Annotated in this window: 16 protein-coding genes and 2 pseudogenes; 7 read left to right on the top strand and 11 right to left on the bottom strand. The window is 66.1% G+C overall.

The features are described from left to right. Window positions 1-111: 111 nt before the first annotated feature. Window positions 112-2,943 (bottom strand): FAD-binding and (Fe-S)-binding domain-containing protein, encoded by a 2,832-nt coding sequence (locus tag OUO20_RS12575; protein WP_268001862.1) that lies wholly within the window; start codon window positions 2,941-2,943, stop codon window positions 112-114. Then, window positions 2,943-4,660, bottom strand: a pseudogene (locus OUO20_RS12580) (L-lactate permease). Before OUO20_RS12580 ends, OUO20_RS12575 begins: the two are co-directional and overlap by 1 nt. A gap of 156 nt (window positions 4,661-4,816) precedes the next feature. Here OUO20_RS12580 and OUO20_RS12585 point away from each other — a divergent pair. Continuing rightward, window positions 4,817-5,509 carry a GntR family transcriptional regulator gene (locus tag OUO20_RS12585; protein ID WP_018768753.1) on the top strand — a complete coding sequence of 231 codons (693 nt, stop codon included), beginning with the start codon at window positions 4,817-4,819 and terminating at the stop codon, window positions 5,507-5,509. A gap of 1 nt (window position 5,510) precedes the next feature. On the opposite strand, the gene OUO20_RS12590 is transcribed toward OUO20_RS12585, so the two are convergent. From OUO20_RS12590 to OUO20_RS21705, 3 genes and pseudogenes are all read right to left on the bottom strand, one after another. Then, window positions 5,511-6,236 (bottom strand): FadR/GntR family transcriptional regulator, encoded by a 726-nt coding sequence (locus OUO20_RS12590; RefSeq protein WP_268001864.1) that lies wholly within the window; start codon window positions 6,234-6,236, stop codon window positions 5,511-5,513. Window positions 6,237-6,362: 126 nt separating this feature from the next. Further along, a complete protein-coding gene (locus OUO20_RS12595; RefSeq protein ID WP_026265688.1) occupies window positions 6,363-7,733 on the bottom strand; it encodes an FAD-binding oxidoreductase in 1,371 nt (456 codons plus the stop codon). A 102-nt stretch (window positions 7,734-7,835) separates the two neighbouring features. Then, window positions 7,836-9,580 (bottom strand): annotated as a pseudogene (locus OUO20_RS21705) (L-lactate permease). A 227-nt stretch (window positions 9,581-9,807) separates the two neighbouring features. On the opposite strand from OUO20_RS21705, the gene aceB reads away from it, so the two are divergent. Then, window positions 9,808-11,424, top strand: a complete 1,617-nt coding sequence (gene aceB / locus OUO20_RS12610) for a malate synthase A (protein ID WP_268001866.1) — start codon at window positions 9,808-9,810, stop codon at window positions 11,422-11,424. A gap of 145 nt (window positions 11,425-11,569) precedes the next feature. Here aceB and OUO20_RS12615 read toward each other — a convergent pair whose 3' ends face one another. The 6 genes from OUO20_RS12615 to paaA are packed head-to-tail and all read right to left on the bottom strand — an operon-like array spanning window position 11,570 to window position 16,438. Next, window positions 11,570-12,355, bottom strand: a complete 786-nt coding sequence (locus OUO20_RS12615; protein ID WP_268001867.1) for an enoyl-CoA hydratase/isomerase family protein — start codon at window positions 12,353-12,355, stop codon at window positions 11,570-11,572. Window positions 12,356-12,379: 24 nt separating this feature from the next. Further along, window positions 12,380-13,606 carry a 1,2-phenylacetyl-CoA epoxidase subunit PaaE gene (gene paaE / locus OUO20_RS12620; protein WP_223992512.1) on the bottom strand — a complete coding sequence of 409 codons (1,227 nt, stop codon included), beginning with the start codon at window positions 13,604-13,606 and terminating at the stop codon, window positions 12,380-12,382. A 9-nt stretch (window positions 13,607-13,615) separates the two neighbouring features. Next, complete coding sequence (gene paaD, locus OUO20_RS12625) at window positions 13,616-14,137, bottom strand: 1,2-phenylacetyl-CoA epoxidase subunit PaaD (protein WP_268001868.1); 522 nt, start codon at window positions 14,135-14,137, stop codon at window positions 13,616-13,618. A 5-nt stretch (window positions 14,138-14,142) separates the two neighbouring features. Beyond that, window positions 14,143-15,069 (bottom strand): 1,2-phenylacetyl-CoA epoxidase subunit PaaC, encoded by a 927-nt coding sequence (gene paaC / locus OUO20_RS12630; RefSeq protein ID WP_268001869.1) that lies wholly within the window; start codon window positions 15,067-15,069, stop codon window positions 14,143-14,145. Beyond that, complete coding sequence (gene paaB, locus OUO20_RS12635) at window positions 15,066-15,446, bottom strand: 1,2-phenylacetyl-CoA epoxidase subunit PaaB (protein WP_268001870.1); 381 nt, start codon at window positions 15,444-15,446, stop codon at window positions 15,066-15,068. The genes paaC and paaB overlap by 4 nt, the downstream gene beginning before the upstream one ends. After that, entirely contained in the window at window positions 15,443-16,438 is a 996-nt protein-coding gene (paaA, locus tag OUO20_RS12640) for a 1,2-phenylacetyl-CoA epoxidase subunit PaaA (protein ID WP_018768763.1), read from the bottom strand. The genes paaB and paaA overlap by 4 nt, the downstream gene beginning before the upstream one ends. 356 nt (window positions 16,439-16,794) lie before the next feature. On the opposite strand from paaA, the gene OUO20_RS12645 reads away from it, so the two are divergent. The 5 genes from OUO20_RS12645 to OUO20_RS12665 all read left to right on the top strand — a co-directional run bounded on the left by OUO20_RS12645 (window position 16,795) and on the right by OUO20_RS12665 (window position 20,707). Continuing rightward, the gene (locus OUO20_RS12645; protein ID WP_268001871.1) at window positions 16,795-17,820 is read left to right on the top strand and encodes a hypothetical protein; all 1,026 of its coding nucleotides are present in this window, start codon (window positions 16,795-16,797) and stop codon (window positions 17,818-17,820) included. A 106-nt stretch (window positions 17,821-17,926) separates the two neighbouring features. Continuing rightward, the gene (locus OUO20_RS12650; protein WP_018768765.1) at window positions 17,927-18,319 is read left to right on the top strand and encodes a cupredoxin domain-containing protein; all 393 of its coding nucleotides are present in this window, start codon (window positions 17,927-17,929) and stop codon (window positions 18,317-18,319) included. 154 nt (window positions 18,320-18,473) lie between these two features. Beyond that, complete coding sequence (locus tag OUO20_RS12655; RefSeq protein WP_026265692.1) at window positions 18,474-19,244, top strand: CHRD domain-containing protein; 771 nt, start codon at window positions 18,474-18,476, stop codon at window positions 19,242-19,244. 269 nt (window positions 19,245-19,513) lie between these two features. Further along, complete coding sequence (locus tag OUO20_RS12660) at window positions 19,514-19,975, top strand: sortase domain-containing protein (protein WP_223992519.1); 462 nt, start codon at window positions 19,514-19,516, stop codon at window positions 19,973-19,975. A gap of 48 nt (window positions 19,976-20,023) precedes the next feature. After that, window positions 20,024-20,707, top strand: coding sequence for a hypothetical protein (locus tag OUO20_RS12665; protein WP_268001872.1), 684 nt, complete (start codon window positions 20,024-20,026; stop codon window positions 20,705-20,707). Window positions 20,708-20,715 lie beyond the last annotated feature (8 nt).

Here is a 20,715-nt window from a genome sequence, read left to right on the forward strand (position 1 = left end):
CCCCGACGGCGGTGCACAGCAGCTGCTGGGCACCGCACCGATCCGGGTAGGACAGCAGCGGGTCGATCCGCTGCTGTCCGGGAGAGCACGTGGCGGGAAGGTACCGGTTCCCTATCGCGTGACCTCTTCCAGCAGTTCCAGCACGTGCCGGTAGTCCTGGCCCGTGGCGCGGGTCATGCCCAGCTCGCAGGTGCGGTTGCACGAGGCGTGCGCCGTCGCGTCCAGTTGCTCCACTTCCAAAGCCTGCTTCCGGGTGGCGGATGCCGTGAGCTCGGGGTGGAGCATTCCGCGGTCCCCCGCGAACGCGCAGCAGCCCCAGTTCACCGGCACATCCACCTTCTCCGCCACGGCCTGGGCCACCGATTCCAAGGCACCGTTGATCCCCATCCGTGTGGAAGAGCAGGTGGGGTGCAAGGCCAGGGACTCGAGCTTTGCGTGCTCCGGCAGCCTGGGCAGAATGCGCTCGGCGACGAAGTCCACGGCATCCACGATCCGCAACGGCCGCTGACCTACCAGCGGGTCGTCGGCTTCCACCACCTGCCGGAGGCCCTCGGTGCAGGACGACGCATCACAGATGATGGCCAGCTCGCCGTCCCGGGTTGCCTCCCGCAGCGCCGCCAGGGTCTTCTCCTTCATGGTCGCCTGGCCGGCCCCCATTCCCTTCGAAGACCACGGCGTCCCGCAGCAGAGGGAATCGATGCCCTCCGGGATCAGCAGCGTGATCCCGGCCCGTTCACACAGCTGCTCCAGGCTGTACTGGACGCCCCGTCCGCCAGCGGGACCACCGGGTTGGGAACCCGCACCGGCGGGCCCGAACATCGTCCCCACGCAGGCCGGGAAGTAGACGGCGTCCGGTGCCCGGTCCGGCGTCGGGCGCTTGCGTACGGAACCGCCGCCGGGCAGTTCGGGCGAGTACAGGGGCACCGTGTCCGTGCCCAGCACCGCACGCGCCGCCTTGTTGGGCGCCACGACGGCCGGGGCCGGTAGCCTGTCCACCACGGTCAGGGCCAGCGAAGCCCCGCGCGTGACCCCGCCCCAGTGCTTGGCCGCAGCGTTCCAGGCCGCGTTGGCCACCGGACCGGCGTCCTCGCGGCGCAATCGCTTGACCAGCAAGCCGGTGTTGATGTCCACGGGGCAGGCCGTCTGGCACATGCCGTCCACGGCGCAGGTCTGCACGGACTCGTAGTCGTAGTCCCGCTCCAGCTCTTTAACCAACGCCGTGTCGCCGGCGAGCCGTGCGGCCTCGATGGCGCGCAGGGTGACGATGCGCTGGCGGGGCGTCAGGGTCAGGTCCTTGCTGGGGCACACCGGCTCGCAGTACCCGCAGGAGACGCAGCGGTCCACTTCCTCAGCCACCGGCGGCGCCGTCTTGATGTGCCGCAGATGCGCCTTGGGATCATCGTCCATGAGCACGCCGGGATTGAGCATGCCGGCGGGATCGAACAGCTCCTTGATCCGGCGCATTACGCCGTACAGCTCGTCCCCGTACTGCCGCCGCACATACGGTGCCATCACCCGGCCGGTGCCGTGCTCCGCCTTGAGCGAGCCGCCCTCCCCCAGGACCAGGTCCACCATGTCCTCGGTGAACGCGCTGTACCTGTCCAGCTCCTCCGCCGTGGCGAAGCCGTCCGTAAGCATGAAGTGGACGTTGCCGTCCTTCGCATGCCCAAAGATCACACTGTTTTCGTACCGGTACTTGTCGAACAGCCTTATCAATTCACGGCACGTGCGGCCCAGGACGGGGACCGGCACCACAATGTCCTCCAGCAGTGCCGTGGTCCCCTGCGGCCGGGCACCCGCCACGGAGGCGTACAGGCCCTTGCGCAGGTGCCACAGCTGGGCGCGGGCGGACGCATCAGCAGTGAACTGCGCCGGGGCCGCCAGCTTGAGGCCGGCGAGGGCGCGTTCGCCCACCTCACGCAGTGCCGCAACCTGGTCCGGCTGCCCGGCGGAGTATTCCACCAGCAGCGCAGCGTGTTCGCGCACCGCAAGGTCGCGTACGACGGCGGGAGTTCCCTTCAGCGTCTGGCCCACCTTGAGCGAGAGCGCGTCCAGGAGTTCCACCGTGGCGGCGGCGGTGTCCACCAGCGCCGGCAATGCGGCGTTGGCGGCCTGCAGGTCCGGGAAGACAAGCAAGCCGGTGGCGGAGTGCGAAAGCCGCGGGATGGTCCGGAACACCGCGTCTGCCACGAAGCCCAGGGTGCCTTCGCTGCCGACGATCAGGTGCGCCAGCATGTCCACCGGGCGCTCATAGTCCAGCAGGGAGTTCAGGCCGTAGCCCATGGTGTTCTTCATGCTGAACTGCTGCCTGATGCGGTTCACGGAATCGCTGTTCCCCCGCACCCTTGCCGCGAGCTGCACCAAGCCGTCATACAGTTCCGCTTCCAGCGTCCGCAGCCGGGTGTCCGCGTCCATTGCCCCGGTGTCAATTACCGTCCCGGACGGCAGCACCACGGTGAGCGACTCGAGTGTGCGGTACGCATTGTCCACCGTTCCGCAGTTCATGCCCGAGGAGTTGTTCGCCACCACGCCGCCGATGGTGCACGCGGCCTCGCTGGCAGGGTCCGGCCCGAACTTGCGCCCGTAGGGCGCCAGCCGCGCATTCAGGGCCCGCACCGTGACTCCCGGCTGCACGCGGACCCGCGCACCGCCGTCGAGCACTTCAATATCCCGGAAGTTGCGGCGCACGTCCACCAGCACGCCGTCCGTGACGGCCTGTCCGCTGAGGCTGGTGCCGCCGGAGCGAAGGGTGAGCGGAACGCCCTGCGCCGCGCTGGCCCGGAGCAGCGCGCCCACCTCCGCGGCGTCCTTGGCCACGGCCACCGCCTGGGGGATGAGCAGGAAGTGCGAGGCGTCATGGGCGTTGGCGTGCAGGTCGATGGCACGGGTCTTCACCTGTGCGGGATCGGCCACGGCCTGCCGGAAAAATTCGAGTTTCTGCATCAGGGAACCATCCAGCCGAGTAGGGGGTGGACTGCAGGAAGATCAGTACCGTGATGAGGGCCAGCAGGCCCAGGCTCCAGCCGATCAACTTGCGGAACAGGGTTCCCTCTGCGCCTTCCAGCCCCACCGCGGCGGCGGCGACGGCCAGGTTCTGCAGGGAGAGCATCTTGCCCATGACGCCGGCCGAGGAGTTGGCGGCGGCCATCAGTACCGGGGAGAGTCCGGTCTGCCCGGCGGCGGTGGCCTGCATCTGGCCAAAGAGGGAGTTGGATGATGTGTCCGAGCCGGTGAGGGCCACGCCGATCCAGCCGATCAGCGGCGAAAGGAGGGCGAAGAAGCCGCCGGCCGAGGCAAGGGCGAATCCCAGCGTGGTGGTCTGTCCGGACAGGTTCATGACGAAAGACAGGGCCAGGACGGTGGTGACCGTGACGATGGTCCAGCGCAACTGCTTCAGGGTTTCCCAATAGACGCGCAGGCTTTTGCCAACCGGGATTTTGTACAGCGCCATGGTGAGCAGGCCGGAGAGCAACAACAGCGTCCCGGTGGATTTGAGGTGGTCCAGCTTGAATTTGGTGGCCGCTACCGCTTTGCCCTCCGAGTCCCCAATGTGCAGGCCGGGCCAGGCGAACGTCACGGTGCCCACCTGCCCCAGCCAGGTTTTGATGAACGGGATCTGGGCGATGGAAAACACGGCGATGATGATCAGGTAGGGTGCGACGGCGAGCCACACCTCACGGGGCGCCGGGCGGGAATTGTCCGTGGGGACTCCGGAACGGTCCGGAACGCTCCCCTGCCGGGCACCCGCCGTCGTGCTTACCTGCGTGCCGTTGCCGACCGCACTCTCTCGGCCGGCCATGGCTGGAACCGACACATCCTGTACCGATCCTTCCACGCGCACCGACTCCTTCGGCTGCCAGGCCTTCAGCATCAGCAGCACCGCAGCCACCGTGACCACCGCGGCCACCACGTCGGTCAGTTCCACGGCGAGGAAGTTGGAGGTGATGAACTGCGCGGCGGCGAACGCGGCGCCGGCCACCAGCGCAACGGGCCAGGTCTGCTTGAGGCCGCGCCTGCCGTCCACGATGAAGACCAGAAGCAGCGGCACGATGAGGGCAATGAAGGGGGTTTGGCGGCCGGCCATCGAAGAGAGGTCGTGCAGCGGCAGGCCGGTGACGCCGTTCAGGGCGATGATGGGCGCGGCCATGGCGCCAAAGGCTACCGGGGCGGTGTTGGCCAACAGCGAGACGACGGCGGACTTGAGCGGTTTCATGCCGGCGGCCATCAGCATGGCTGCGGAGATCGCGACGGGCGCGCCGAAGCCTGCCAGCGATTCGAGGAGCGCACCGAAGCAGAACGCAATCAGGATCGAGAGGATCCGCAGGTCGTTGGAGATGGAGCGGATGGTCCGGCCCAGGGCGTCGAACCAGTGCGTGGCCACGGTGAGCTTGTAGATCCAGAGCGCATTGACGAGGATCCACAGGATGGGAAACAGCCCGTAAAAGATGCCCGCGGCGGTGGCGCTGAGGGCCTGGTCCAGGGGCATCTGCCAACCTGCGACGGCCAGGACGAAGGACAGGACCAAGCTGGCGATGGCAGCTTTGGCGGCCTTGACCCGGAAGACGCCCAGCAGGACGAACAGCAGGACCAGGGGAAGGGCCGCGCACAGGGCGGAAAGCAGGAGGGACCCGGCGATGGGGTCAAGGATCTGCTGAAACATTGGACTCCAGATGGTGAGCGGCGCCACATCGGCGTGACGACTCATCGATTGTCTAACAAGTACACATGTCCGTCAAGAGCGATGAATACTTGTCTGGCAAAATGGGACGGAGACGCCCCTTGTTTGCTCGAAACTTATTTGTTGGAACGGAGATCTGTGGCCGGCCGTATTGCAGCTGTCTCGATTGTGGAAGCGGTGGCTTCGGATCTGCGGCTCCGCATTTTCTCCGGTGAGCTACCCTCCGCCCACGCGCTGACGGAGACCGACGTGGCTACGTCCTACGACGTCGCTCGCCCCACCGCGAAGGCAGCCATCGAGAAGCTGGTGGCCGAGGGCCTGCTGGTTCGCGGCACGCACAAGACCGCCCGGGTGGCGGACCTGGGACCGGAATCGGTGCGGGATATCTACCTGGCCCGGGCGTACCTGGAGAGCGAAGTGCTTCGCCGGCTCGCCGCCGCACGAACAGTGCCCGCTGGGGCGGTACAGGCCAACCGGGATATCGCTGCGCTGGCCACCGGAGCGCCGCTGGACGTGGTGGAACCGGACATGCGGTTCCACACCAGCCTGATCGACGCCGTGGGGAACGAGCGGATCAGCAGGATGTACTCGTCCCTCGTGGCCGAAGTACGCCTGTGCATGTCCCGGGTACAGTCGCTGCACCTCCTGGACACCACTTTGATCCAGGCTGAACACGAAAAGCTCCTGAAGCTGATCGAGGCCGGACAAGGCGAAGAGGCCGCCCAGCTCCTGGACCAGCACCTGGGACGCGCCCGCGAGCGCCTGGTGGCCGCGATGGGCGGCGAGGCGGGCCCGGAAGCGGACCTGCCGTCCATGCCGGTGCGGCAGTAACTCAGCGCACCCTGTCAGCTGTCTGTTCGTACAGCCATGCGATATGGCTCCGCAGCAGCTCCGCGGCGCGCTCGGCGTCCTTTGCCTCCACAGCATCGAAGATCCCGTGGTGGTGGGCCCTCAGCTGCTCCAGCACCATGGGCCACTGCCCAAGGGCATCCAGGGCGTCCTTGAGGTAGCCACGGATTGAGCCGCTGAGCGACTCCATGATCGTTTCGATAACCGTGTTACCGCCCATGGCACTGAGGGCCAGGTGGAACTCCGCGTCGAGGGCGTGGAATGTTTCCGGATCGATGTCCGGGGCATCCATGGCCTCGAGCAGTTCCCTGGCCCGCTGGATCCCGGCCGGGTCGTCGTGCAGGGCCGCCGTCCTGGCTGCCCAGGTTTCCAGAAGAATCCGGGCTTCGACGATCTCCGCAACCGGAAGACGGCTGCTGGCAATGTGCAGGCGTAGGGTGGCGGACAAGCCGGCTGACGGCTCGGAAACGATGACCGAGCCAGACTTGGGGCCGGACCTGTTGGAACTTCGAAGGACCCCCATGGCGTCAAGCAGGCGCATGGCTTCGCGCACTGAAGCGCGCGAAATGCCGTAGGTTTCCGCCAGTATCCGTTCACCTGGCAGCTGATCCCCGATTTTGAACCGGCCTGAGCGCAGCCCCGCCTCAATATCCTCTACCAGGACGTCGTAAGTCCGCCTGGATCCCGGTGCCACCGAAGGTTTGGTCATGGATCCATCCTGCCCTAACAACCAGCACCTGCGTCCTGTCCTGTCCTGCCCTGTCCTGCTGCGCCACGGAGAACCGGCGCAGCAGGACAGAAGCGGATCAAGGAACCATGGGACGGGTTGTCCGGCTCAGATTGCCTTGCCGGGATTGAGGATTCCCTGGGGGTCGAAGACATTGCGGATGGCGCGCTGGAGTTCCAGCGAGGTGCTGCCGAGCTCGTCCTCGAGCCAATCGCGCTTGAGCAGGCCGACGCCGTGTTCCCCGGTCAGCGTGCCGCCCAGGCGCTGTGCCAGGTAGAACATGTCGCCAAGGGCCTTTTTGGCCGGTCCTTCCGTGATGGATTGGTCGGGGTTGACGACGATCATCGGGTGCAGGTTGCCGTCCGCTGCGTGGGCCACATTGAAGATCCGGACCCCCGTCTTCCGGGAGATGTCCTCCAGCCCCGCAAAGACATCTGCCAGCCGGTTCCGCGGCACGCCGATGTCGCAAATGGACACGCGGCCCAACGTCTCAAGGGAGGGAATCGCTTCCCGCCGGGTGGCCACGAGCGCGTCCGCTGCCGACGTGTCCACTGCTTTCTCGACGTGACTGGCGAAGGGTTCAATGGCTTTGAGGAGGACGTCCTGCTCAAGGAACGCGCCGTACCCGTCAGTCTGCGCCAGCAGGAAGGCGCCGCCCTTGGACCGGTGGTTGGTGCCATGCACGGTATCGACGGCTTCCAGCGTGGGGCCGTCCATGAGTTCCAGCACCGAGGGCTGCAGCCGGGCGGCGATGATGGCGGATGCTGCCAGCGCGGCGGCGTCCACGTCCGGGAAATAGGCGGCGACGGTGGCGGTCTGGATGGGTTTGGGCCGCAGACGGAGCGTAGCTTCGACCACCACGCCCAGCGTTCCCTCGGAGCCGATCATCAGCGCGTTCAGGTCGTACCCCGTGACGCCCTTGATGGTGTTCCGCCCGGTCCGCAGCACCCGGCCGTCGGGCAGGACCACGCGGAGGGCGAGCACGGATTCCCGTGTAACACCATATTTTGCGCACCACATTCCGCCGGCATTGGTGGCAATGTTGCCGCCGATGGAGCAGATTGCCGTGCTGGCCGGGTCCGGCGCATAGAAGAGTCCATGCTCCCCCGCGGCCGCATTCACCTCCGCGTTGAGGACTCCGGGTTCAACCACGGCCAACTGCTCCACGGGATCGATGTGCAGGATCCGGTTCATCCGGGCCAGGTCAAGGACTACTTCCCCGGCCTGCGCGGAAGCTCCGGCGGCAAGGCCCGTTCCGGCTCCCCGGGGAACCACCGGGACATTGTGGGCCGCGGCAAGCTTCATGGTTGCCACAACTTCTTCGGCACTGGTGGCATAAACGACGCCGTCGGGCAGGCTCGGCGGAACGTAGCCGGAACGGTCCGTGCTTACCCTGACCCGCTCATCCAGGTCTGTGGAGGTGTGAGCGCTTGCAGCCAAAAGCGCTGCTGATGCTGTGACAGCTGTAGTTGTACTCATGGGAAGGAAACCTCTTTGTTTTCTAGGGTGGGTTCTTTGGGCACCCGGCCGGGCGGAACCGCTCCGCCCGGCCGTATTCCCGGTGTGCAAGGGTGGCGCCGGCTAGGGGATCATCCAGCCGAGTACCGGGGTGGACTGCAGGACGATCAGCACCGTGATCAGGGCCAGCAGGCCCAGGCTCCAGCCGATCAGCTTGCGGAACAGCGTGCCCTCGGCGCCCTCCAGGCCCACCGCCGCTGAGGCGACGGCCAGGTTTTGCAGCGAAAGCATCTTGCCCATCACGCCGGCCGAGGAGTTGGAGGCAGCCATCAGCACCGGCGGGAGGCCGGTCTGCGCGGCGGCGGTGGCCTGCATCTGCCCGAAGAGTGAGTTGGACGAGGTATCCGATCCGGTAAGGGCAACACCGATCCAGCCAATCAGCGGCGAGAGGAAGGCGAAGAAGCCGCCGGCGGACGCGAGGGCGAGGCCCAGGGAGGTGGTCTGTCCGGACAGGTTCATGACGAAGGACAGGGCCAGGACGGTGGTGACCGTGAGGATGGTCCAGCGCAGCTGCTTCAGGGTTTCCCAGTAAATGCGCAGACCTTGGGCTGCCGACAGGCGGTACAGGATCATGGTGATGAGGCCGGAGACCAGAAGCAGGGTTCCGGTGGCTTTGAGGTGGTCGAACTTGAACTTCTGCGCGGCAACATGCTTCCCGCCGGCGTCCACGACGTCCAGGCCCGGCCAGGCGAAGCTGACGCTTCCGTTGGCGCTCAGCCAGTCCTTGACTGCGGGGATCTGGGCGATGGAGAAGACGGCCATGATGATCAGGTAGGGCGCCACAGCCATCCAGATTTCCCGGCGGACGGGCCGCTCCGTGGCGCTGGGCCGCACCGCGACCCGGGTGGTCGCAGCCGCGGAGACAGCCTCCGTAACCGATGCGGATGCCGGTATCCTTGCCGAACCGCGGCTTGAGGATGACGGGCCGGACGGACGTCCTTCCTCAAGATCGCCTGACCCTCCGGACTGCCCGGACATATCAATGATTTCCCGCGGCTGCCAGACACGGAGCATCAGCAGCACGGCGGCCACGGTAGCCACAGCAGCCACGACGTCGGTCAGTTCCACAGCGATGAAGTTGGACGTGATGAACTGGAAGATGCCAAAGACTGCGCCGGCCACCAGTGCAACGGGCCAGGTCTGCTTGAGGCCGCGCCTGCCGTCCACGATGAAGACCAGGAGCAGCGGCACGATGAGGGCGATGAAGGGGTCTGGCGGCCGGCCATCGAGGACAGGTCGTGCAGCGACAGGCCGGTCACGCCGTTCAGGGCGATGATGGGCGCGGCCATGGCACCGAAGGCCACCGGCGCGGTGTTGGCCAACAGCGAGACGATGGCGGATTTCAGCGGTTTCATGCCGGCGGCCATCAGCATCGCCGACGTGATGGCAACCGGGGCGCCGAAACCGGCGAGTGATTCGAGGAGCGCGCCGAAGCAGAACGCAATCAGGATCGACAGGATCCGCAGATCGTTGGAGATGGAGCGGATGGTCCGGCCCAGGGCATCAAACCAAGGCGTGGCCACCGTGAGTTTGTAGAGCCAGAGCGCGTTAATGAGGATCCACAGGATGGGGAACAGACCGTAGAAGGCTCCTTCTGCCGTGGCGTTGAAGACCTGGTCCACAGGCATACGCCAGACCATCAGGGCCAGGATGATGGACAGCGCCAGGCTGGCGATCGCGGCTTTGGCCGCTTTCACCCGGAAGACGCCCAGCAGGACAAACAGGAGAATCAACGGCAACGCCGCGCAGAGCGCGGACAGGCCGAGTGAACCCCAGAGGGGGTCCACGACTTGCTGGTAAGTGCTCACAAAAAACTCCTTTGTATTTGGAGCGGGGAGGGTGGGGCGCGATGAATGGGATAAGAAACGCCGAGCGGGAATTCCACAATGTGAGATTGAGATATTGCCTCGTGGACAAACTGTATGTATTGGTCTGACCGCTAGTCAATGGTCTGACCGATTATTCTGAAGCTCTTGTTTTTTCATCTGACAGAACATAATGTCCGTATCGTGAAACTCCTCGAAAGGACCAAGCAATGCCCCTGACCCGAACCGCTGCCCTGCCCTTTGACCGCGCCGCCGAAATCCTGACACCGGAAGCCCTGGAGTTCCTCGCCGCACTCCATGGACGCTTCGCCGCCGAACGCGATGCCCGCCTTGCTGCACGGCAGGAGCGCCGTTCAGAAGCCGCAAAGACCGGAGCCCTGGACTTCCTGCCGGAGACAGCAGCCGTCCGCGAAGGCGACTGGACCGTTGCCTCGGCGCCGCCCGCCCTCCAGGACCGCCGGGTGGAAATCACCGGCCCCTGCTCCCCCGCCAAGATGGCGATCAACGCCCTGAATTCGGGGGCAAAAGTATGGCTGGCAGACCTGGAGGACGCCAGCTGCCCCACCTGGTTCAACGTCATCGACGGCCAACTCTCGCTGTACGACGCCGCACGCGGAACCTTGGCCTACACGTCCCCCGAGGGCAAGACGTACGCCCTTCGAACCGATGCGCCCACCGCCGTCGTCATCATGCGCCCCCGCGGCTGGCACATGGAGGAGCGGAACCTGGAATTTGACGGCAAGCCCGCCATCGGCGCCCTGGTGGATTTTGGACTGCACTTCTTCCACAACGCCAGGCAGCTCCTTGAGAACGGCCACGGCCCCTACTACTACCTTCCGAAGATGGAAAGCCACCTTGAAGCCCGGCTGTGGAACGACATCTTCGTTTTCGCACAGGACGCCCTCGGCATCCCGCAGGGAACCATCCGGGCCACCGTCCTGGTGGAAACCATTCCCGCGGCCTTCGAGATGGACGAGATCCTGTATGAACTGCGGGACCACGCCTCCGGCCTCAACGCGGGGCGCTGGGATTACTTGTTCAGCATCATCAAGTATTTCCGCGATTCCGGTTCGAAATTCACCCTGCCTGACCGTGCAGCGGTATCGATGACCGTTCCCTTCATGCGGGCCTACACCGAACTCCTGGTCAAAACCTGCCACCAGCGCGGCGCCTTCGCCATGGGCGGCATGGCAGCCGTCATCCCCAACCGCCGCCAGCCGGAAGTCACCGAGGAGGCCTTCGCGAAGGTGCGGGCGGACAAGACCCGCGAGGCCAACGACGGATTCGACGGCTCCTGGGTTGCGCATCCGGACCTCGTTCCCATCTGCATGGAGGTATTCGACCAGGTCCTGGGAGATGCCCCCAACCAGGTGCAGCGGACCCGCCCAGAGGTCCACGTCACCGCCGAACAACTGCTCGACATCGAGTCGGCACCCGGCGACGCCACCGAAGCCGGTCTTCGCGGGAACCTGTACGTTTCCGTCGCCTACACCGCAGTGTGGCTGTCCGGGAACGGGGCAGTTGCCATCCACAACCTGATGGAGGATGCCGCGACGGCGGAAATCTCCCGGTCGCAGGTCTGGCAGCAAATCCGCAACGGGGTAGTCTTCGCCGACACGGGGAACACGGCAACCCGCGAACTGGTTGAGCGCCTGCTGGTCGAGGAAACGGAAAAGCTCCGGAACGAGGTGGGCGACGATCTGTTCAACCGGTACTACGGACCGGCGTCCGGCATCATTTCCCGGATCTGCCTGTCCGAGGACTACACCGATTTCCTCACCACACCGGCCTACGAGCTACTGGAATCGGAGATGGCGGCCCGGTAGGGGTACCTGCCCCGGCAGTTTCAACCGTTAGACGGCTGGAGGCCCGGCGCCAATGCGGCGGCGGACCTCCAGCCCCATCGATTGCTCCGTAACTGCCGTTTTCGGCCCCGGAAAGGACAGTTGCGGACCAATCGAGGAGGTGTAATCAGTGGCCGCCGGTGAATTTCGGTTCGCGCTTCTCCTGGAAGGCCCGGAAACCCTCCGCATAGTCGTCGGTTTTGCAGAGCCGTGCCTGCTCCTCGTTTTCCTCCTGCATGGCCTGCCACAGGCCCAGCCGCTGGTCACGGATGTGCGCCACCAGCTCCTTGGACGCAACGAACGCCTCGGTGGCGCCGGCGGCAACGCGCGAGACAATGGCCCGCGTTGACTCCAGCAAAGAATCAGCCGGCATGGCGCGGCTGAACATTCCCTGCGCCACCGCTTCGGCGCCGGAGATCAGGTCCGCCGTGTAGATCAGGTCCAGCGTCCGGTGCATGCCCAGCCGCTCGGTGAAGTACCAGTGCCCGCCCGAATCCAGCGTGGCCCCCAGCTTGGCGAACGGCGAGCCGAACTTGGCGTTCTCCGCCACGTACACCACGTCCGTGGCCAGCAGCAGCCCCAGCCCCACGCCCAGGCAGGCCCCCTGCGCCGCAGCAAACGTAGGAGCCGGAAAGGAAGCCATCTTCTTCAGCAGCGGCTCCACCAGCCCGCCCAGGTACGCTGCGGCGTCGTCGCTCTCCGGGGTAACCCCCGCAATGTCCCTGCCCGCGCAGAAGGCGCGTCCCTCTCCCCTCAGCAGCAGCGCCCGCACCTCACCGCGTGAGGCGGCGGCAGCAGCGTCGTCGTACGCCTGTGCTAAATCCCGCAGCGCCTGCTCATCCAGCGAGTTCAGCTTGTGGGGCGCGTCCAGGACGACTTCTGCAACACCGTTGCTGATGGAAAGGGAAATCATGGGGCTCCTTTAGTGAGTAACAACCTAGACGTCGAAGTCGACCGTGACTTCCTTGCTGGTGGGGTGGCTCTGGCAGGTCAGCACGTAGCCCCTGTCCAGCTCATCCTGCTCCAGCGCGTAGTTCTCGTCCATGGTCACGCTGCCGGCGACCACCTTGGCCCGGCAGGTGCCGCACACTCCGCCGGCGCACGCGAACGGCACGTCCGGGCGGACCCGCAGCGCGGCGTTGAGGATGGACTCGCGGGCGTGCGTGGGGCTGGCCACCTCGCCCTGCAGGCCGTCCAGCTTGAACGTGATCTTGTACGTCTCCTTGGACTCGTCCACCACCACGGGACGGCCGGCCTGCCCTTCCGGGCGGTCCGGCTTACCGGAGGTGAAGAGCTCGAACCGGATGTTCTCCGGCTTCACCCCGCGCTCGGCCAGGGTGTCCCGGCACAGCTGCACCAGCTCGAACGGCCCGCACAGGAACCACTCGTCCACATCGTCCGCGTGCAGGGCGGTGCCCAGCAGCTGCTGCAGCTTCTCCGCGTCGATTCGGCCGGACAGCAGCGGCGCGATCCGCTGCTCGCGGGAGAGCACGTGGTGGATGGCCAGCCGCTGAGGGTACTTGTCCTTCAGGTCCGCCAGCTCCTCCAGGAACATCACGTCCATGGCGGCCTTGTTGGCGTAGATCAGGTCGAACCGGGTGTCCGGGTTGGCGGCCAGCAGTGTCCGGGCGATGGCGATCACCGGGGTGATGCCGGACCCGGCCGCGATGGCCACGAAGTTTCCCGGCTCCCCCGCCAGGTCCTCCGGGTGGTTCATGGAGTTCATGACGTTCTGCTCCACGGCCACACCGTCCCGGCCGTGCTTGGACACGAACGCGCCCATGGGGCTCATCACGTCCAGGGTGTCCCCCGCCTTCAGCTCGGCGTTGGCCCACGTGGAGAACAGCCCGCCCAGGTCCTTCTTGATGGCCACGCGGATCTCGCTGGTGCCGTCGGCGAAGCTGCGCGGCTCGGCGCAGATGGAGTAGCTGCGGCGGATCTCCTTGGGCTCGCCGTTCTCATCCGGCAGCGTGGTGCGCAGGGCCACGTACTGGCCGGGCAGGTAGTCGAACTTGCCGGCGAGCTCCGCCGGCACATGGAAGCTGACCTCGATGGCATCATCGGTGAGCCGGCGCACCTCCTTCACCGTGAGGGTGTGGAAGGACGGACGACGGCGGCCGGTCAGCTCAGCCTCTTCGGCGGCGGTCTGGCGGACAACAGGCATGGGGCTTCCTTACAGGACTTTGAAGTAGTCGAACGGTTCCTTGCAGTCCTGGCACACATACAGCGCCTTGCAGGACGTGGAACCGAAACGGGTGAGTTCCTTGGTGTTGAGGCTGTTGCACTGCGGGCACTTCACGGCCAGGCTCAGCCGGACCGGGCCGGAATGGCCGCCGGCCTTGCTGTGCCCGGTGGGCGGGGCGATGCCGTACTCCTGCAGCTTCTGCTTTCCGGACTCCGTCATCCAGTCCGTGGTCCAGGCCGGGGCCAGGACCAGGTCCACGTGCACGTCCTGGTAGCCCTCCTTCTTGAAGGCGGCGTAGACGTCGTCGCGGATGGCGTCCATGGCCGGGCAGCCCGAGTACGTGGGCGTGATGGTGACAGTGACGCTGTTGCCCTGCACGTCCACGTTGCGCAGGATGCCCAGGTCCGCGATGGTGAGCACCGGGATCTCCGGATCCACCACGGTGGCCGCGATGTCCCAGGCCCGCTGCTGCGGGGTCCGGGTGCGGCTTTCGAAGTCCGAGATGTACATGGCTGTCACCAGCTGGCCCCGGGATGCTCGCGGGCCAGCACCTGCATCTCCGCAAGGATGTAGCCCAGGTACTCCGAGTGCTTGCCGTACCGGCCGCCGCCCGGGGCTGCCGGCACGTCCGGGACTTCCAGTTCGGCCTCGGTGAGAATTTCCGCGGTGAGGCGGTCAAAGTCCTCCCTCAGCGAGGAAGGGGCGACGGCGGCACCCGCCTGGGCGAGGCGCTGCGTCAGGTCATCGTCCTGGAACAGTTCGTTGACGTACGGCCACATGAGGCGCAGGCCGTGGATCATCCGCTTGCGGGATTCCTCGGTGCCGCCGGCCAGGCGCAGGACCCACTGGGCGCTGTGGTCCCGGTGGTAGTCCACTTCCTTGACGGCCTTGGCGGCGATGGCGGCCAGGGTTGCGTCGGTGGATCCGGTGAGGCGGCGGTAGAGCTCGTACTGGTAGTAGCTCACCACGAACTGGCGGGCGATGGTGGCCGCGAAGTCGCCGTTGGGCTGCTCGAACAGCTGGACGCTGCGGAACTCGTGCTCGCGGCGGAAGTAGGCCAGGTCATCCTCGGACTTGGCCGAGCCGTCCTCGTTGGTGAACGCGGCGCCGGCGTAGGTGAGGAAGCTGCGGGCGTGGCCCAGCTGGTCCAGGGCGATGTTGCCCAGGGCGATGTCCTCCTCAAGCTCCGGGGCGCGGGAGATCCAGTGGCCCAGGCGCTGGGCGAGGATGAGGGCGTCGTCGCCCAGGCGGAGGGCGTACTCGGCGATGTCCTCCGAGGGCTTCACCAGGCCGGTGCGGACCTCGAGTGCGATATCCTCCGGGCGCAGGGCGTTGCCGGGGGTGATGCGGGTGGCGGAGGCGTTGGAGTCGCCGCCGGCCACACCGGTGGAGATGTCGCCGTGGCCTGTGGCTTCGTGGGTGCTGGTTTCGGGGGTGTTCACAGGTGCTTCACCCCTTCGCTCTTGGTGTAGTACGTGGCGTGCCGGTAGTCCTTGCCCTGCGGGGACTCGAAGAACGAGCCCTTGGAGTCGGGGTCGCTCGCGGCGATGGCGTCCGCGGGGACCACCCAGATGGAGACGCCCTCGTTGCGGCGGGTGTAGAGGTCCCGTGCATTCCGCAGGGCCATGGCGGCATCCGGGGCATGCAGGGATCCGGCGTGGACGTGGCTCAGGCCGCGGCTGGACCGGACGAAGACCTCCCAGAGGCCCCAGGCGCTCCGGTCATGATGCTCGGTGGGGGCAGGCGATGCCTTGGGGGCTTCGCGGTTGATCTCCGTGGCGGAGCTGGCCGGGGTTTCCGGGTTGCCGTGCGGGCTCATGCTGCGTATTCCTTCTGCTGCTTTGCTGACTGTTTTGCTGCGTAAGCCGCCGCTGCCTCGCGGACCCAGGCGCCGTCGTCGTGCGCTGCCCTCCGCCGCTCAAGGCGCTGGGCGTTGCAGGGACCGCGGCCGGCCAGGACTTCCTGGAACTCGTGCCAGTCCAGCGGGCCGTGCTCCCACTTCCTGGTGTCCTCGTTAAAGCGGACCTGGTCATCGGGGAGGGTGAGGCCCAGGACCCTGACCTGCTCCACCATCATGCCCACGAAGCGGCTGCGGAGCTCGTCATTGCTGAACCGCTTGATGTTCCAGGCCATGGACTGCTTGGAGTTGGGGGAATCGTCGTCCGGCGGGCCGAACATCATCAGGGCCGGGGCGTACCAGCGGTTCACGGCGTCCTGGGCCATCTGCTTCTGCTCGGGGGTGCCGTTGGAGAGTTCGAGGAGGATCTCGAAGCCCTGACGCTGGTGGAAGGACTCCTCCTTGCAGATGCGCACCATGGCGCGGCCGTAGGGTCCGTAGGAGGCGCGGCACAGCGGGACCTGGTTGCAGATGGCTGCGCCGTCCACCAGCCAGCCGATGGCGCCCATGTCCGCCCAGGTCAGGGCCGGGTAGTTGAAGATGCTGGAGTAGCGGGCCTTGCCGGCGATGAGGTCGTCCATCATCTTGTCCCTTGTTTGTCCAAGGGTCTCGGCGGCGGAGTAGAGGTAGAGCCCGTGGCCGGCCTCGTCCTGGACCTTGGCCATGAGGATGGCCTTGCGCTTCAGGCTGGGGGCGCGGGAGATCCAGTTGGCCTCCGGCTGCATGCCGATGATCTCGGAGTGCGCGTGCTGGGACACCTGGCGCAGCAGGGTCTTGCGGTAGGCCGCGGGCATCCAGTCGCGGGGCTCGATGCGCGAGTCCTCGGCGATGATCCGGTCGAAGTGGGCCTGGCCTGCGGCTTCTTCTTCCGGGGTTAGCTCAGCGGGCACTGACTGCAGGTTCTGCGCTGCCATGGTTGCTCCTATGCAAAGACCGTCTGGGACGTGCCGAATTATTTACCGACCGTTCGTTCAGGATATGCGGGAGCGCCGGACCTCGTCAAGCGTCCCCCTCCCCCTCGCGACGCCCCATCACTTCCTGCCCCCTTTCCCGCGATCCCCCATCACTTCCTGCACCCTTTCCCCAAACGCCCCATCAGGTCCCGCAAAAGGTGCGTGCCGCCGTCGTAATGGCCTGTCAACTCTGGTTTTGGCGATGAGTCCGGTCTTATACTTTCCACGCCCTACCGGGCCCAAATAACGAAACATCCCATGGTTCGGCGTTCCGATGCCGGCGACAGCAATGCGCGCAGTTTCTCCGTGAAGGATGGATGCTCTTGAGACGGTTCCTTGCCCTGGTATCTGCTGTTGCGCTGGCCTTCATTGCCATGACCGGGTTGAGTCCCGGTACCGCCAGGGCTGCGGCCGGGCTGTGCATGGGTGCGCCGCCTGCCGACGGCACCGTGTACGCGGAGACCCGGCAGTTCGTGGATACGCAGTCGTGGTGGATGCCGGACGCTGACCAGGCCAACAACTCCGTCACCAACACCGGCCACCTCCACCTGGGGGCCTGCGTCCCGGAACGGGAAACGATCAGCTCGGGCAACCTCACCGTGAACGTCCGGGTGATCCTTCACGACAACCCGGGCACCGCCGACTACGTGGCCATGGTGTTCAAAACCTCGGACCGGGAAACCACCGTCCAGAAATGCTACCTGCGGGCCGCGGCACCGGACTTCAGCTGCCCGGGGCCGGCCGGCGCCGGCGGGGGCGACTTCACGTGCACCGGCACCTGCGAGCGCTGGCTCACCTTCTCCGCACCCATCTCCGGCTTCAACCACTCAGGCACGCAGGAGGTCCGCTTCCGCGGGTTCGTTTCCGAGCCGGACGGCAACGAAATGAGGGCCAACTTCAACTGGCAGGTCAACATCCAGAACGGCAAGTCCGCCTCCGATGTGACCAGGGACCCCTTCCTGCGGGGCAAGGGCTGGTACACCCACGCCGGATACTGCGAGTCCTCGGTCCGCAGCCTGCCCCTTCCCGACGGACCGGTGTCGGGAGTCTGGGCTCCCCTCGTGGGCCTGACCAGCCACACGGACGGCTCGCGGCCGGCTACCCACTCCTTCATCTCGGTAGACCCGGACTTCCACGCGGTTCCGGCCAACCCGGGGCTGGTCCTCTGGGACTCGGCGGGCGCCTTCGGACCCGAGCCCTTCGGGGCCGCTCCCCTCGCGATCGACACCCGTGGCCTGGCCAACGGCGTGCACAAGCTGCACCTGCGGACGTCCTGCCGGGACGACAAGCTGGGCTCCACCAACTCCGGGGTGATGGTTGTGCCCTTTACGGTGGCGAACTGACCCCCCATCCTGGAGGCCGGGGGCAACGAATAGGGCGCACAGGGTAGTTTCCTGAAGGCCCGCCATCCGGCGGGCAACGGACGCATCCCTCCTGAAAGGGATTGCCATGAAAGCTTCTTCTTGGATCCGGGCCGTCACCGTGGCCATCGCCTTGGGCGGGATCACCGGGTGCGCTGCCGGGAGTGGGAATACTCCTGCCACGCCTTCAGCTGGTTCCCCCAGATCGTCGGCGGAGGGATCGGCGCAAGCCGCCACTTCGGTGATCACGATACGGAATTTCAAGTTCGAGGTCCCCACCACGGTCAGACCGGGATCGATGGTGACGGTGACGAACGCCGACAGCGCCCCGCACACGGTGACGGCAAAGGACCATGGCGGGTTCGACGTTGCGGTCGATCCCGGTGAAACCGCAATTTTCAAAGCGCCCGACTCACCCGGGGAGTACGGGTTCGTTTGCAGCTTCCATTCCCGAATGACGGGAACGCTGATGGTGAAGTGACCGCCACAGCCTCCATCAAAAGAGCAATGACCACACGGAAAAAGTGAATCAGGCCACGTCCACACCCATCCGCTGATGGTGCCGCCGCGAAGTACCGGTGTCTCCTCTCTGGGGACGCCAACATCACACGGACGTGAATGAGGAGATTTTCCGAATGAATAAGTCACTTCGCTTTATGGCAGTCCCCACCCTTGCCCTCGCCGCACTCGCCCTGTCCGGTTCCCCTGCAATGGCCGCCGACGGCTCATACCAGTCAACGCTGAAGCAGATCAACGGCAGCGCCGGATCGGGCACCGTCACAGTTGATGTCATGGGCAACCAGGCCCACGTCGTCCTCAAGGTGTCGGGCCTGCCCGCCACCTTCATGGATGCGCCGTACCCCCACGTCCAGCACATCCACGGCGGGGCCAAGGGCGTCTGCCCCGACCCTTCTGCGGACAAGGACGGCGACAAAGTCATCTCCACCACCGAGGGCGCACCCTCATACGGTGGCATCGTCACCACCCTTTCCACCAGCGGCGATACCAGTAAGGCAGCAGGCCTTGACCTGAAGGTCGCCGGACAGGGCGCTTCCTATACGGTGGACCGCACGTTCGAACTGAACGCCGAAACCAAGGCGGCCCTGGAATCCGGAACGGCAGTGGTTGTGGTCCACGGCCTTGACCCCGCCACCCTCAGCGCCGCAGGCCAGGCCGCCAAGAGTGATCTGGTTCCATCACTGCCGCTGGCGGCTACGTCCCCCGCCCTGTGCGGAACGCTGACGGCCGGCCAAATGAAGATGCCTGCAGGCGGCGCCAACACCGGCATCCCCTCTGAACCCGGCTCTGGCACCGACACAGGCGCCCTCGCCATCGGCGGCGGCCTGGCCCTGGTTGCCCTCGCAGGCGGAGCTTACGCCGTCCGCCGCCGGAACGCGGCAGCATAGCCAAGGCTGAACGGATCAATTCTGTGACATCAAGGAATTTCGGCCGCCGTGGAGGTCCCGGGGCCTCTGCGGTGGCCGGGGTTCTGCTCGCGCTTTCCCTGGCGGGCTGTGCCGCCGGGAGCGCCGCTACTTCAGACCCCAGGCCTTCCCCTTCCGCCTCCGCACCACAAGTGGCTTCCCCCGCGGTTACATCAACAGCACCGGCGCCCCCTGTTCCACCAGCAGCCCCTTCTCCACCAGAGGCCCCGGCTGCGCCGCAGCCGCCGGCCGTGCTGGATGCCTCGCCTCCTGCTGTCCTGAGCATTCCTTCCATCGGGGTGCGGACGGACCTTCTCCACCTGGGACTGGAGGAGAACGGTTCGCTGAAAGTGCCGGAGGATGTGGGCAACGGCGCACCGGCCAGCTGGTACAACGGTTCCCCCACGCCCGGCGAACGGGGCCCCTCGGTGATCCTGGGCCACGTCAACGCCCTCGGAGGGCACAAGGGTGTGTTTGCTGACCTCCGGAAGCTCGGGCCCGGTGCCGAGGTCAACGTTTCACGGGCCGATGGCAGCACTGCCGTCTTCACCGTCGACCACGGGGCCCTTTACTCCAAAAACGAATTCCCCACCCTCGAGGTTTACGGCAACACTGCCGGTGCAGAGCTTCGGCTCATCACCTGCGACGGCTACGACCCCGCAACGGGGCTCTTCGATGACAACTACGTGATCTACGCCAAGCTCAAAGCCTGACAACAGCCGCGCACCCCACTCCCAGGGGCCGGCAGAATTGGATGCGCCATGAAACAGCACAAGTCCCTGCTGGCCTCCGTGGCCCTATGCACCCTGCTGCTTTCCGGCTGTGCAACAGCGGCGGGATCCGTCACCGCAGCTCCAGACAGTTCGACGGCGGCCCCGCCGGCAACGTCACCGGCGGTGGGCCACGACGGCGGCGGCCACCACGCCCAGGAATCGGCATCCCCTGGTCCGCCGGCGGGCGGGCCGAGCGCTGCTGCCCTGATGGTTTGCGGCGACCAGCCGAAGGAGAGGCTGCGGTCCATCCTGGACCTGGCTTCGAACCCGCACACCGTGGACATCTGGGCGGACAGCACCTTCACCTGCACCTACCATCTGGCCGAGGGATCGCTGGTCATTTCTGTCCAGGAAACGGCGGACAAGGCGGCGGCACTCAAGTACTTCACCGCAATGCAGGCCCTCGCAAAAGGCGCAACACCAATCGACGGCCTGGCAAATCTTGGTTTTCCGGCATACGAAACGGCCGACGGATCCGCCGTCTTCCAGAAGGACAGCTTCGTGCTGCACGTAGACGCGTCAGGTCTTCCCCCGCCTTGGGGCCGGACAGCATCACCCGCAACGCCCTGGCCTACCAGCTTTCGACGACGATCCTGGCCTGCTGGGTGGAACACCACTAACCGACGGCTTTACGGCACAAAAATCTTTCCTAATCCATTTGAGTTAGGTTAGGTTACCCT

Source organism: Arthrobacter sp. FX8 (genome assembly GCF_026723805.1).
GTDB lineage: Bacteria > Actinomycetota > Actinomycetes > Actinomycetales > Micrococcaceae > Arthrobacter.